9 protein-coding genes are annotated in these 14637 nt (G+C 47.2%); 6 read left to right on the top strand and 3 right to left on the bottom strand.

The genetic code is table 11. The features are described 5' to 3' along the window. Positions 1 to 22: 22 nt before the first annotated feature. Complete coding sequence (locus H8S84_RS09640) at positions 23 to 1024, bottom strand: glycosyltransferase family 9 protein (RefSeq protein ID WP_187067104.1); 1002 nt, start codon at positions 1022 to 1024, stop codon at positions 23 to 25. 260 nt (positions 1025 to 1284) lie between these two features. Here H8S84_RS09640 and H8S84_RS09635 point away from each other — a divergent pair, with 260 nt between their 5' ends. The 4 genes from H8S84_RS09635 to H8S84_RS09620 all read left to right on the top strand — a co-directional run bounded on the left by H8S84_RS09635 (position 1285) and on the right by H8S84_RS09620 (position 7316). Continuing rightward, a complete protein-coding gene (locus H8S84_RS09635) occupies positions 1285 to 2067 on the top strand; it encodes a hypothetical protein (protein ID WP_230407124.1) in 783 nt (260 codons plus the stop codon). A 406-nt stretch (positions 2068 to 2473) separates the two neighbouring features. Further along, positions 2474 to 3706: a M16 family metallopeptidase gene (locus tag H8S84_RS09630; protein ID WP_187067103.1), complete on the top strand. Its 1233-nt coding sequence runs from the start codon at positions 2474 to 2476 to the stop codon at positions 3704 to 3706. Positions 3707 to 3784: 78 nt separating this feature from the next. Continuing rightward, positions 3785 to 4429, top strand: a complete 645-nt coding sequence (locus tag H8S84_RS09625) for an O-methyltransferase (protein WP_187067102.1) — start codon at positions 3785 to 3787, stop codon at positions 4427 to 4429. Positions 4430 to 4721: 292 nt separating this feature from the next. Continuing rightward, the gene (locus tag H8S84_RS09620; protein ID WP_187067101.1) at positions 4722 to 7316 is read left to right on the top strand and encodes a LysM peptidoglycan-binding domain-containing protein; all 2595 of its coding nucleotides are present in this window, start codon (positions 4722 to 4724) and stop codon (positions 7314 to 7316) included. A gap of 106 nt (positions 7317 to 7422) precedes the next feature. Here H8S84_RS09620 and H8S84_RS09615 read toward each other — a convergent pair whose 3' ends face one another. Next, positions 7423 to 8751: an MFS transporter gene (locus tag H8S84_RS09615; RefSeq protein WP_187067100.1), complete on the bottom strand. Its 1329-nt coding sequence runs from the start codon at positions 8749 to 8751 to the stop codon at positions 7423 to 7425. Between the two features lie 209 nt (positions 8752 to 8960). Between H8S84_RS09615 and H8S84_RS09610 the strand changes: the two genes are divergently transcribed. Both H8S84_RS09610 and dnaE read left to right on the top strand, forming a co-directional pair. Next, on the top strand, positions 8961 to 10040 hold the full coding sequence (locus tag H8S84_RS09610; protein ID WP_187067099.1) for a mechanosensitive ion channel family protein: 1080 nt from the start codon (positions 8961 to 8963) through the stop codon (positions 10038 to 10040). Between the two features lie 306 nt (positions 10041 to 10346). After that, a complete protein-coding gene (dnaE, locus tag H8S84_RS09605) occupies positions 10347 to 13970 on the top strand; it encodes a DNA polymerase III subunit alpha (protein WP_187067098.1) in 3624 nt (1207 codons plus the stop codon). A 120-nt stretch (positions 13971 to 14090) separates the two neighbouring features. Here the strand turns inward: dnaE and H8S84_RS09600 are convergent, their stop codons facing one another. Then, entirely contained in the window at positions 14091 to 14585 is a 495-nt protein-coding gene (locus tag H8S84_RS09600; RefSeq protein ID WP_187067097.1) for a hypothetical protein, read from the bottom strand. Positions 14586 to 14637: the final 52 nt, after the last annotated feature.

Below are 14637 nucleotides of genomic sequence, written 5' to 3'. Positions count from 1 at the left end.
TACCCTGAGGTGCTGAGGTTGATTATACTATCTCCGCTAACTGTAATACTTCCAGCAATTGCTCATTTCTGATGTCTCTGGCACACTTAAAATGGCCTTCAGGACACGCTTTATAACCATGCAAGCCGCATGGGCGGCAGTAAAGTGGTTCTTCGCGCTCTACTACATTGGCAAAATCTGCCAGCGGCCCAAACCCGAAGGAAGGAACGGTAGAGCAGTAAATGGCACAGGTAGGGGCATTTAAAGCCGAAGCCAGGTGCATCGGGCCAGAGTCGTTCACATAATTCAGCACAGCATCCCGCATCAAGGCAGCAGACTGCAGCAGGCTCAGCTGTCCGCAAAGGTTCTCTACACTGGAGTTGGTGCTTTTGCCGATAATCTCGTCGCAGTGCGCTTTGTCTGCCGGTGAGCCCAGCAAGTATACTTTATACTTTGGGTCGATACTATTAATCAGTGTTACCCATTGCTCCAGCGGGTATTGCTTTGTAAACCAAACCGAGGTAGGTGCCATGCAGATAAACTTCTCCCCTTTCAGCTCCTCTACCTTAGCAAAGTCGGCCTGGCTCGGGTACAGTTTAGGTTTGGCCGGCGTAGCATCGGTTATACTTTGAATGAGCAGTTGGTTGCGCTCTACCTCGTGGGTGCCGGAAGTTACATCGTGCCTGTGCCTGCGTGTGAAAAACCTGGAGAAAGGATTTTTGTCGAAACCTACTGTCTCTTTTGCACCAGACAGGGCTGTAAGTATACCTGTGGCTCCAAAACGCTGCACATTTACCACCAAATCATACTTCTCGGCACGTATCTGCGCCAGCAATTTCATCAGGCTTTTATACTTGCCTTCCTTTTTATTCCAGATAAGTACCTGCTGCAGCAGCGGGTGCTCTTTCAGCAGACTCTCATTGCCCTTTCGCAGTAGAAAATCGAGTTGCGCCTGCGGATAGTGTGCATGCAGTTTCTCTATCAGCGCCGTTGCCAGCACTACATCTCCCAAAAAGGCTGTCTGTATGATCAGTATCTTATTCATGGTGGCACCCAGGGTACAGCGGGCAAAGCTACGGCAAACCAGCCTGAGTTAAAAATATAAAGGCAGAAGTGGCCATACAAGAAGCAGTCATAAATATAGAATTTTATCTATACTTGGCCGCCGAAATATTTTCGCTAAGTTCTGCTGAATAATTTAGGTTTTATTTCGTTTTCTGGCTTGTTTTAGGTTGTGAGAGCGCAAACTCCCTCTCAGCCTTAACACTCCTGGCCTGGGCCCAAAGTATAGCATCTAATTATAGTATGAAAAAAACAAGTACCCGCTTCCTATCCGGATTTAAGAACAACTCCATTTTATTTTATTGTGTACTTGCGTGTACGCTTCTGCTGATGCCGGGCTGTGTATCGACTTATATGCCCAACGTGCCGAACGTGCCTATGTTTACCCAGAAAGGGGAGCTAAGCGCAGCAGGCCATATTACTCCCAAAGGCAACATTACTTTTAATACGGCCTACGCTGTTACAGATCATTTTGGGGTTATACTTAACGGTTCGATGTTAAGCAGCGAGCGCCGCAAAAGAGATTTTACACATAACCTGCTGGAGGCCGGTGGCGGTTACTTCACCACATTTGGCCCTAATAAAAACAGGATACTGGAGTTGTATGCTGGCTATGGCGCGGGCAGCAGCGACCGCACCGAAAAAGACGAACACGAAGACGGCACCATGCACTACAAACGCATGGAGGCGAACTTCAGCAAATACTTTGTGCAGGCGAACTTCACTTCCAAAAAGAAAAAATCGCTGAAGGTATTTAAGCATGAGTTTCCGCTTAACTATGGCACCACCCTGCGTGCCAGCTATGTGAACATGCACGATTACAAGATCAACAACGAGCCGGCTAAAGAAGAAGACAACATTTTTATCGAACCGATCTTCTATACCCGTCTTACTCTAAACCCGTCGGTGCAGTTGCAGTACACCTCCGGCACTACCTTTGGCCTGAAGAACCGCGACGACCTAACGGCCGCTTACTCTGTTTTCTCGCTGGGCTTTGTTATCAATGTGGGCGGCAAGGCGAAGTAATCAATCTGCTTATCTAACGCAGCATCTACTTGGTGACGAGAAGTGGGTGCGAGTTTTCACAACGTCAAACCACCCCTGCCCCTCCTTAGCCAAGGAGGGGAATTCTGCTAATCCTATAACTGAAGTATAAGCGCTGTTGCTCAAGTCCAACATCCCCCTACCCCCCTTCGAAGGGGGACTTTCTGCCTTTGCTGTTTTTTTCTTCCACTACCATAGCTAGAGCGGTCAGCTAAGACCTATAGGTATATAATTTTTGATGAGTAGATAAAACCCGTAGGTGCAATAGTGGGCAAGTAAGGCTGCTGATAGGATCTGCAGAATCATACTTATACAAGCAAAGAACCTTCTCCCCTTCCTTAAAACTCTCCCACATTTTCCGTACCTTTGCAGGCTAATTTCAGATTGAATGCTTGAATATCAAATCCATACATTACCCAATGGAATACGCGTGGTTCACAAGCAAGTGCTCCATACTAAAATAGCCCACAGCGGGTTTATCATGGACATTGGCAGCCGCGACGAATGTCCGAACCAGTTAGGCCTGGCCCACTTCTGGGAGCACATGGCTTTTAAGGGCACACAAAAGCGTAAATCCTTTCATATACTTAACCGCCTGGAGTCTGTAGGTGGTGAACTGAATGCCTATACTACCAAAGAAAAAATCTGCTTTTACAGCTCGGTGCTCGATATACACTTCGAGAAATCGTTTGAGCTGCTGACAGACATTACTTTTCATTCTGTATTTCCGGAGCGTGAAATTGAGAAAGAGCGTGGGGTTATTTTGGAAGAGATGGCCATGTACCTCGATACACCGGAAGAGGCTATCGTAGATGAATTTGATGCAGTAGTTTTTGACGGACACCCGCTTGGCAACAACATACTGGGTACCAAAGAAAGTGTATCGAGCCTCACTAAGCAGGACTTCCTAGACTTTATTAACCGTAACCTCAGCAACAATTCGCTTCTTTTCTGCTCCGTAAGCAATCTGCCGTTCGAGAAAGTGGTAAAGATTGCCGAAAAGTACCTGAGTGATATACCAACTGTACAGAAACAGCGGGAACGCGTACCATTTGACACTTACCTGCCTAAAACCGTTACTGTAGAGAAGCCGATCTCGCAGGCACATTGTGTTATAGGCTGCCCGGCCTACGCCTTGTCTGATGATCGACGCATACCGTTCTTTATGCTGGTTAACTTGTTGGGTGGCCCAGGCATGAACTCACGCCTGAACCTGGCCGTGCGCGAAAAACATGGCCTGGTGTATACCATTGATGCCAACTATGCTACTTACATAGACACTGGCTTGCTTACTATTTACTTCGGCACTGAGAAAAAACAGCTAAAGCGCACTACTTCGCTGGTGCTTAAAGAACTGAAGAAGCTACGCGAAAAGCCGCTTGGCTCACTGCAGTTGCACACGGCAAAAGAGCAACTGATGGGGCAATTAGCCATGGCCGAGGAAAGCAACATGGGCCTGATGATGATGATCGGCAAAAGTATACTTGACTTAGACAGAGTAGAGTCGCTGAACGAGATCTTCGAAAAAATAAAAAGTATACAGGCCGGCGATCTGGTAGACATCGCCAATGACGTGCTGCGTGAAGACCAGCTAAGTTTCCTGAATTATGTACCTGCCTAGGCAGGAATTAATAATATGAGTTAGAAACTGTGCAGGAGTTTGTTAATCTGCACAGTTACAAATCTTCAAATCTGCCCTATGGAATTCATAGACGAGGACCTGCAACGATACGCAGAGGAACATACTTCTCCGGAGAGTGAGCTGCTGCACAAGGTAAACCGCCAGACGCACCTGAGCGTGATGAAGCCGCGCATGCTATCGGGCCACATGCAGGGCAGGTTGCTGGCTATGTTCTCGCACATGATAAAGCCGAAGCAGGTACTGGAGGTAGGTACGTATACCGGCTACTCCGCACTTTGCCTGGCCGAGGGGCTGCAGGAAAGTGGCACACTCCATACTATTGATATTAACGAGGAACTGGAAGACCGTGTGCGTGGCTACTTTAAAGAGGCAGGGCTGGCCCAAAGTATAAAGTACTACATCGGGAACGCGCTGGATATAATACCCACCATCGATGCTGCTTTTGATCTCGTGTTCATAGATGCCGACAAAATTAACAACGCTGCTTATTACGACATGGTAATAGACCGCATGGCACCCGGCGGCTACATTATCGCAGACAATGTGCTGTGGAGCGGCAAAGTGCTGGACAAGTATAGAAAGAAACTAGACGAAGACACAGCCGCCTTGCTTGCCTTCAACAAAAAGGTGCACGACGACCCACGGGTAGAAAACATCCTGCTGCCCATCCGCGATGGCCTGATGATCGCCAGGAAACTTTAACTGTCTATACTTCAGAAGCAAAGAGAGCAAGTGTAAAATGCCTGTTCTCTTCCCTTTCAAAACACTAAAGGTAGCTGTGCAAGCTATAAATAGATAAGTCCTACTCGCTCTAAAAAATTTTACTAAAAATACTTCGTTACTAAGTATAAAGAGCGGTAAAATCCTTTATTTTTGCAGACACTATATTATTTTCTGAATATATTAATTCAGAGATGATTAGCTCTCTGCTATTCAACCGGTAGTAGAGCCAAAAGCAAAATTTTTAGCCAAAGTATATTTACCATTACCCTTTATGAGAAAACAGCTACCTCTTCTCGTTCTGTTGCTTTTGCCATTGCTGGCATGGGCACAAACTGTTACAGTACCAAAAAACGTTTATTTCGCAGATGTGCACCTCAGAATATCTGATGCGGCACAACAGGAGATCCAGAAAAAAGTAGACGCTCTGCACCGCAACCAGACCTATTTTAAAATTAAAGTAGACCTGGCCAACGCATACTTCCCGGTAATAGAGCGTGTTTTTAAAGAAGAGGGAGTTCCGGACGATTTCAAGTACCTGGCCCTGCAGGAAAGCGGCTTGATAGGTGATGCAGTTTCTACATCCAATGCAGTAGGATACTGGCAGTTTAAAAAAGAGGCTGCCTCTGACTTTAACCTGCGCATGGATAACGTGGTGGACGAGCGTCGCCATATTATTGAAGCCAGCCGCGGAGCAGCGCAGTATTTTAAGCGCAGCAACAAGAACTATGACAACTGGTTTACTTCGCTGCTGTCATACTACCTTGGTTACACAGGCGTAAAAACCTACTCCAAGTCATCGGACGTTGGCTCTAAGAAAATGGACGTGACAGAAAAATCACACCCATACGTGATCACTTTCCTGGCGCACAAAATAGCCTACGATAACTTTATTGGTAGAGACAAGCCTGCTGTATCGCTGCGTGAGCTGCGTGCCACACCAGGCCAAAGCCTTACAGACATCGCCCTTGCCACTAAAACTGATTACGCTGAACTGGAGAAGTATAATAAGTGGCTTTTGGGCAACTCTATCCCATCAGACAAAGATTACTATGTGATGGTACCGGTGCGAAGCGGTGAAACAGGCGTTATGGCATCTGCCGCTAAAGAAGAAACTCCTGTTGCAAAAACTACTCCTGTTTCGAAGGCTACTCCCAGTGCCCCGCAGCAAAACGCTGCAGCCGCAACGGCAGTAAAACGTAATGGCCTTAGTGCCCTTATTGCACGCCCTAACGACACTAAAGACAAACTGGCCCTTCAGGCTGGCATCTCTACACGTAAGTTCTTAAAGTATAACGACCTGCACAATTTCGATGAGATAGTTGCCGGAGCCGCTTATTACACTGTACCTAAAAAGACTACCGCTGATGCAGAGTACCACACAGTACAGGCAGGCGAAACAATGCAGCAGATCTCTCAGCAGTATGGCATTAAGCTAAACTACCTGCGCTATAAAAACCGTATGGCCCGCAACGAGGTGCCAGTGCCAGGTCGTGTGCTGTGGTTGCAGAAGCGTCGCCCTGTAACTACGCCAGTAGAGGTTAAGTCTGCCAACGAAAAACAAGGTATAGCGAAGAATGCCGCGCCTAGTTACAACCGCCCTGAGGGCACAAACATTAAAGAAACTCCCACGGCAGCTGCGAAAAAAGACGAAGCTCCTAAGGACAATGTGTTCAAACGCTTTATCAACAGCTTTAAGAAAGACAAGAAAGCAGCTACCCCAGCAGAGGAGACTCCAGTTGTAGCACAAACCAAGCCTGCTGCTACACCAGCTAAAGAAGCTGATCCTGTAGCCGCAGAGAAAACTCCAGAGCAGGCTGTTACTTCAGAGAAAACAGAGGTGGTTGAAACTGCTACTGCTCAGCCTAAAGGCGCTCTTTATCCATCAAGCAAAGACAAACTGGTTATCAAGCCGAAAACTGAGAACCCTACAGCAGTTAAAACAGAAGAAAAGCCTCAGCCGAAGCAGGAGACAAAAGCTACTGTAAAAACTGAGCCGAAGCAGGAAGAGAAACCAGTTGCAAAGACAACTGAAAAGCCAATGGCTGCCAAGCAGGAAGAAGTAAAGCAGGAGGAGTCTGAAGAAGAAGTAGAATCTATACTTTACCAAGAGAAGGAAAAGACTGAATCAACAAAGCCTGCCAAAACAACCACAAAAGCAGTAGAAACAAGTACTTCTAAAAAAGAGCCTGTAAAAACAGCTAAAAGTGAGAAAGCAGAAGAGGAGCAAATGGGAACATTTGTTACCTACTCAAGAGATGTGCTTGAGGAAGCCAAAGAAGATGCAACTGCAAAAACTCCTGTTGCCAAGTCTGCCAAGCATGTGGTATCGAAAGGCGAATCACTGTATGCCATCTCTAAGAAGTATAATGTAACCGTGGCTCAGCTTACCGCCTGGAACAGCTTAAGTAACACTGCACTGCAGCCTAGTCAGGAGTTGATCGTAGCAGAGCCGCTAGGTGCAGCAGAAGTTGTTGCCAAAGAGTCTGAAGTAAAGGAGCCGGCAAAGCCTGCTACTGAAACCCATACAGTTGTGCCCGGTGAAACGCTTTACCAAATCTCTAAACGCTACAATGTAACCGTAGACGAACTTCGTAGCTGGAACAACTTGGTAGATAATAATCTAAAACTTGGCCAGGAACTGCGTGTAGTGGCACCGGAAGAAAAAGCTACAGCGCCTGCTCCTAAAACAACAGAGAAAACTGCGCCAGCTACTACAGAAAGCACTTACCACACAGTAGATGCCGGCGAAAGCATGTACCAGATTTCACGCAAGTATGGTGTTACGATTAAGGATGTGATGGAGTGGAACAACAAGTCGGACTTTAATGTGAAGCCAGGCGAAAAGCTTTTGATAAAGAAGAACTAATTCATTTTCTGACTCAATAATTTTATAAAGCATAAAGCCGGCCCTGTGGCCGGCTTTATGCTTTATAATCAACCAATAGTCAACAAACGGCAACTATCAATCATACCTACCTCTCCTCGGGAGGAGCAGTTAAGTTGGAGGCAGTTTGTAATCCGGTGGCAATTTCAGGCACTATCCCCAAACGCTCATAAATAGGCTGCACCATCCGGCGCAGTCGTGGCCGGTGAATAGCAAACGGGATCACACTGATCGTGCACAGAAACCCACAACCCAGCAAAGTATAAGCTACTCCGATGTGTTCTGCAACAGAACCAGCCAACATACTTCCTACCGGTGCCATCCCCATAAAAGCTGTAGCATACAGGCTCATCACGCGGCCACGTTTGTCATCGTCCACCAGGGTCTGCAGCAGGGTATTGCACGAGGCCATGGTTACAATCATACCGAAGCCACTAACCAGCATTAGCACCAATGAGAGCAGGAAAACCTCAGAAAACGAAAAAGAAATAAGCGCCAAGCCGAAAAGCGACATTGTAAAAATAATAACCTTCCCCAATCCAATAACAGATTTACGCTGCGCCAGGAACATAGCACCTGCCAGTGCACCAAAGCCCGAAGCCCCCATCAGGTAACCAAGCGTATTTGCACCGCCCTGTAAAATATCGCGTGCAAACACCGGAAGCAGCACTGTAAAAGGCATCCCAAACAAACTAATCAAACCTACTATGATAATAAGCGCACGTATAGGCGGAAATCCGAAAGTATAACTGAGCCCTTCGCGTAACGACTGCCATACACGGTGCTGCTTTTTTACACGCTCAAAAGGTTTAAGCCGCATTAATAACAGCGACCCCAGCACCGCGATGTAGCTAACCGCATTAATCAAGATGCATACCCCCTCTCCCACGGCTGCAATAAGCAAACCTGCAACAGTTGGCCCCACCAGGCGTGCAATATTAAACAATGATGAGTTCAGGGCGATAGCGTTGCTCATATCCTCCCTCCTCTCTACCAACTCTACCACAAATGCTTGACGTGTAGCAATGTCAAAGCCATTGATAGTGCCCAGTAAGGCGCTCAGCGCAAGCACATGCCATATCTGCACCGTATCTGTGAGTACTAGGGCAGCCAATGTAGAAGCCTGCAGCATAGACAGCGTTTGGGTTACCAGCAGTACCTTGTGGCGGTTAAACTTGTCGGCCAGCACACCGGCAAACGGACCAAGTAAAAACGAGGGTATTTGGCTGGAGAATGTAACAGCTCCCAGCAGAAAAACAGAGTCGGTAAGGCGATAAACGAGCCAACTGAGCGCCAACTGTTGCATCCAGGTGCCAATAAGCGAAATGCCCTGCCCCACAAAGAACAACCTGTAGTTGCGTGATTGCAAAGCCCTGAACATGTCGCTTAATTTTCCTCCTCGTACTGCTGTCGCCATAAATTTATACTTCGCTGCACCTGCCCTGGCACAGGATTATACTTACGTGTGGTTCAAGGATAGGAGTTATAGTTTAAACGGGCATCATTAAACTTATAAAACGGCAAGTAACTATACAACACTGCTGCACCAGCCTGAACTATATTTTCACAAACATAAACCTGTTACAGCGGTATAAAAGCAGGAATAATCATCAAACATACTTATTAATGGAAGAAATTCTGGACAGAGTATACTATCACAACACTGTAAGAGATTATCTCATTGTACTAGGCGCCATCTTTATTGGAATAATGCTTGTCAAGTTCTTCAAGAGGGCCATATTACTAAGGTTGATAAAATGGACAAAGAGCACTGAAACCCGACTCGACAACTACCTGATAGAGAGTTTTAGCAGGTTTGGTATACCAATCTTATACTTTCTGATCATCTACATCTCTCTAAACTACCTCACCCTAACCGACAGAGCCAACGATATACTTGAGATTGCTGTAACCGTAGCCGTTACGATCATGGTTATCCGGTTCCTGATCTCTTCCATTGTTCTGATTATCCGATCATACTTACACAGGAGGCACCCAAACCGAGATACTGTGAATGAGTTAGGCGCCATCTCACTAATCGTAAATGTGGTGATCTGGTTTATAGGCTTAGGCTTTCTGCTTGACAATATGGGCTACGACCTGACGGCAGTAATTGCCGGCTTGGGTGTAGGAGGTATAGCAGTGGCCCTGGCAGCGCAAAATATACTTGGCGATTTGTTTAACTACTTCGTTATTTTTCTGGACAAGCCTTTCGAGGTGGGAGATTTCCTGGTGATAGATGATAAAACTGGAACTGTAGAGCACATCGGTGTTAAGACTACCCGCATCAAAACACTGTCTGGAGAGCAACTGGTGTTTGCTAACAGCGACCTGACCAGTTCCCGCATCCATAACTTTAAACGCATGCAGCGCCGGCGCATTGTTTTTACCATCGGCGTAACCTACCAAACTTCATACGAAAACCTGGAGCGCATCCCTTCTGTCTTGAAAAACATTGTAGAGAGCCAAATTCCTGTAGAGTTCGAAAGGGCCCATTTTAAAACCTATGGAGACTCCAGCCTTGACTTTGAGGTAGTGTACTACGTGCTTGACCCGACGTATGTGGTGTATATGGACATCCAACAGGCTATTAACCTCCGCATATTCAGAGAGTTTGAAAGCATGGGCATTGAAATAGCTTACCCAACACGCACTTTGTTTGTGGTGAACCAGCAGGAAGAAGAAAGTAGGGAGAAGCAACTTTAATTTAAGCTGAGAAAACAGAAGCAGCAGGACTTTTTCCTGCTGCTTTTTTGTTGGTAAGTGTGTTGGTAAATGGACAGCTTTCAGTTTGGGCAGCCAACCTATTTTACGTAATTTTAACATCCCATAATGGCTTGTGCTAAGCCGAATTAGAAATTAAAAATTATGAATGTGAGACAGAGATGTTTTTACATTGTTTACAATCATAACTTGCTTCTAAAATAAATCGGTTTGGATATAACTGGGGCTTAGACCCTAGTTTTGATAGTCATTTCTAATTCATAATTTTTAATTTCTAATTTTAGAGATTTGCCAGTTTTTTCGCATTTACACACCCATACTCAGTACTCGCTGCTCGACGGCCAGGCCAGCATCAGCGCGCTCATGAAAAAAGCGCAGGCCGATGGTATGCCCGCTGTCGCCATGACCGACCACGGAAACATGTTTGCCGCTTTCAACTTCGTGAACGAGGCCAACAAGTATAACGTGAAGCCGATCGTGGGCTGTGAGTTTTATTTGGTAACGGACCGCCATCAAAAAACTTTCAGCAAAGAAGTAAAGGATGTGCGCCACCACCAGTTGCTGCTTGCTAAAGATCAGGAAGGTTATCAGAACCTAGCCAAGCTCTGCTCCATGTCCTACATCGAGGGGATGTACAGCAAATGGCCTCGTATTGACAAGGAGCTGCTGTTAAAGTATAGCAAAGGCTTGATTGCCACCAGCTGCTGTATTGGTGCCGAGGTTCCGCAGGCTATACTTTGGAAAACTGAGGACGAAGCCGAGGAGATTTTTAAGTGGTGGCTGGATGTGTTCGGGGAGGACTACTACATCGAGATACAACGCCACGGCCTGATGAATATTGACGGCACCGGCAAAAGCCAGGAAGATATCAACCAGGTGCTTCTGAAGTGGGCCAAGAAGTATAACGTAAAAGTTATCTGCACCAACGACTCGCACTATGTAGACCAGGAAGACTGGAATGCCCACGATATCCTGCTGTGCGTGAACACCGGCGAGGATCAATCTACTCCGGTTGGTGACTTTACTACAAAATATTATCGCTTTTTGTCTGATGACCAGAAAGTGATTTATGATACGGTGGAGAACGTACGCAACAAGTATGGCCATCAGTCTGGCGTGCGCCAGATGCTGAACCGCATTGATGAAGCGGGTCCGAAAACGCGTTTTGGTTTCCCGAACGACCAGTTCTACTTCAAGACGCAGGCCGAGATGAACGAGCTGTTCAAGGATGTGCCGGAGTCGGTGGACAATACCAACGATATCGTTGACAAAATAACGCCACCAAAGCTGAAGCGCGACATCCTGCTGCCTAACTTCCCGATTCCGCCGGAGCATGCTGGCCCTGATGCTTACCTGCGCCACCTGACATTCGAAGGTGCCAAGAAGCGCTACACCGACATTACACCTGAGGTAGAAGAGCGACTGGACTATGAGTTACGCATTGTGGAGACAATGGGCTTTGCAGGTTACTTCCTCATTGTGCAGGACTTCATCAACCGTGGCCGCGACATGGGGGTATTCGTGGGGCCGGGCCGTGGTTCTGCGGCTGGATCTGCGGTAGCCTACTGCATCGGTATCACTAACATTGACCCGATTAAGTATAACCTGCTGTTTGAGCGATTCCTCAATCCGGAGCGTGTATCCATGCCCGATATTGATATTGACTTTGACGACGTGAACCGCCAGCGCGTGATCGACTACGTGGTGGACAAGTATGGCAAAACGCAGGTAGCCCAGATTATTACATTTGGTACCATGGCCGCCAAGTCGTCTATCAAAGACGTAGCGCGTTCCACCTCATTACCACTGGCCGAAGCCAACGAACTGGCGAAAATGGTACCTGACACCCCAGGCACCACGCTGGCAAAGGCTTTTATGGAGAACCTGGACCTGGCCGCCATCCGCGAAGGCACAGACCACCGTGCCGCCGTACTGAAGCTGGCTGAAAAGCTCGAAGGTTCGGTGCGTAACACCGGTATCCACGCAGCGGGTGTGATCATCGCGCCGGACGATATCACAAACTATATCCCGGTTTCTACCTCCAAAGACGCCGACCTGCTGGTAACGCAGTTCGACGGTAAGGTGATCGAGAGTGCCGGCATGCTGAAGATGGACTTTCTGGGCCTGAAAACCCTGACTATCATTAAAGATGCGCTGGAGTTGATCAAGAAGAACCATGGCGTTGAGATTGACATAGACGAGATTCCGATAGATGACGAGAAAACCTACCAGCTTTACCAGCGGGGTGACACTATTGGTACGTTTCAGTTCGAGTCGGAGGGTATGCGCATGTACCTCAAGGACCTACAGCCTACCAACATTGAAGACTTGATTGCCATGAACGCCCTTTACCGTCCGGGCCCGATGCAGTTCATCCCGAACTTCATTAACCGAAAGCACGGTAAAGAGGAAGTGGAATACCCGCACGAGCTGCTGGAGCCAATCCTGAACTACTCTTACGGTATCATGGTGTACCAGGAGCAGATCATGCAGACGGCCCAGATTCTGGCGGGTTACTCGCTGGGTGGTGCCGACTTGCTGCGCCGCGCCATGGGTAAGAAGGACATGAAGAAGATGGCCGAGGAGCGTGAGAAGTTCATTGCCGGAGCCGCTGAAATTCATAAGATTCCTGCCAAAAAGGCCTCTGAGGTATTCGACGTGATGGAGAAGTTTGCGCAGTACGGCTTCAACCGCTCCCACTCTGCTGCTTACTCTGTTGTAGCATACCAGACAGGTTACCTGAAGGCTCACTACCCTGCCGAGTACATGGCTGCTGTGTTGACCAACAACATGAACGACATCAAAAAGGTGACGTTCTTTATCGAGGAAGCACGCAAGCAAGGCGTAGACGTACTTGGCCCGGATGTGAATGAATCGTTGCTCAAATTCAACGTGAATGAGCAGGGGCAGATTCGTTTTGGCCTGGCTGCCATAAAAGGAACTGGTGAAGCTGCCGTGGATGCCATTATTTCGGAGCGTGAGGCCAATGGCCCGTACCAGGATATATTTGATTTTGCCAAGCGCATTAACTTGCGTGCGGTAAATAAGAAGACATTCGAAAGTATGGCCTTGGCTGGTAGTTTCGATTCGTGGCAGCTATACCACCGGGCTCAGCTGATAGAAATACCTGAAGGCGAGAGTATGCCTTTACTGGAAAAGGCAGTTCGTTATGGTAACAGTTACCAGGCAGAGCAGCAAGCCGCGCAGCAGTCGCTGTTCGGTGGCGGTGCCGCAGTAGCAGCTCCACTGCCGAAAATACCGGAAGTACCTGTATGGACGCAGGCCGAAATGCTTCGCCGCGAAAAAGAGGTAGTAGGTTTCTACATGTCGGGCCACCCGCTGGATCAGTTCAAGCTGGAGATAGACTCTTACTGCACTTGTCCTCTTAATAAGATTGAGGAGTATAAAAACCGCGATGTGAACGTGGCCGGTATGGTGACCGATGTGGTAATCCGTACGGCTAAGAATGGTAATCCATTTGCCCTGTTTACTATTGAAGATTACGACACTTCGATGCAGATGGCGTTGTTTGGAGAAGATTACGTAAAGTTTTCGCCTTACCTGAAGATGGGTTTATACTTGTTTATAAGGGGCAAAGTGCAGCTGCGCTATAAAACCGAAGACCAGTGGGAACTGAAGCCGCAGAACATTCAACTGTTGGGTGATGTGTTAGATAAAATGGCGCAGGGTGTTCAGGTAAATGTTAACCTGCAGCTTTTCACACCAAACCTGGCCGAAGCCTTAGAAAACGCCATCGTCACAAGCCCTGGACAGAAACGGCTGGAAATCATGCTGCATGTGCCAGAGGAAAAACTTGCATTGCCAACCTACTCCAGAAAGTATAGAATCGACCCAAAACTGTTCCTGAGTTCAATAAAGGATCTGGGACTGGGCGAGTGTAAGCTTCTATAGGATCAGGATTTCTAGGATTTTTGGATGGACAGGATTGCCTTCCTGTGTACCTAATAAAGGTTTAAAGAGGTACGCCACCGTAGTAGCGTACCTCTTTAAACAAACACAAACAACTAACAATTATTTCTTAATGCGCTGGAGCCGGTAAGTTTTCCCCTTAGAGTCGTTGGCAGCAAACAAAGTTGCTGTCCATTCATTAGGCGAAGTATACTTCCAGGTAAAAGAGTTACTGGCTCTCCTGAGTGGTACAAAAGCTGCCGACTTACCATCCAGCTGCTTTAGCTCCCATAATGCTGACTTATAGTTATGGTAGATTTTACCTCCTGAAAAGTATACACCACCATCCGTACTTCCCTTTTTTAGAGAGGAGTCGCTGTAGTAGGTAATCTGCATGAGCGTGTCATTTACAAACTCATACTTTTCAAAGAAAGGAGCTTCACCGTCAGCTGTTCCCTTCCAGGTACCTTCCAGCCAACGCAGAGATTTAAACTCTTTACCTGTATAGCTATTTTTATCCTGCTGCTTTTGAATATAGCTGCTGCAGATGACAGCTATTAGCAAAATAGCTGCAAACGGTAATGACTGGCTAAGGCGATTTAAGTAACTGTTCTTCATGGCTTTACTTTTTTGTGTGACAGATAAGATCAATGCCACAGCCATAGCCAAT

The sequence above is a fragment of the Pontibacter cellulosilyticus genome, from assembly GCF_014306105.1.
Classification (GTDB): Bacteria; Bacteroidota; Bacteroidia; order Cytophagales; family Hymenobacteraceae; genus Pontibacter; species Pontibacter cellulosilyticus.
The sequence above is the reverse complement of the archived record's forward strand: the minus strand, read 5'-3'. Positions and strand labels throughout refer to the sequence as shown.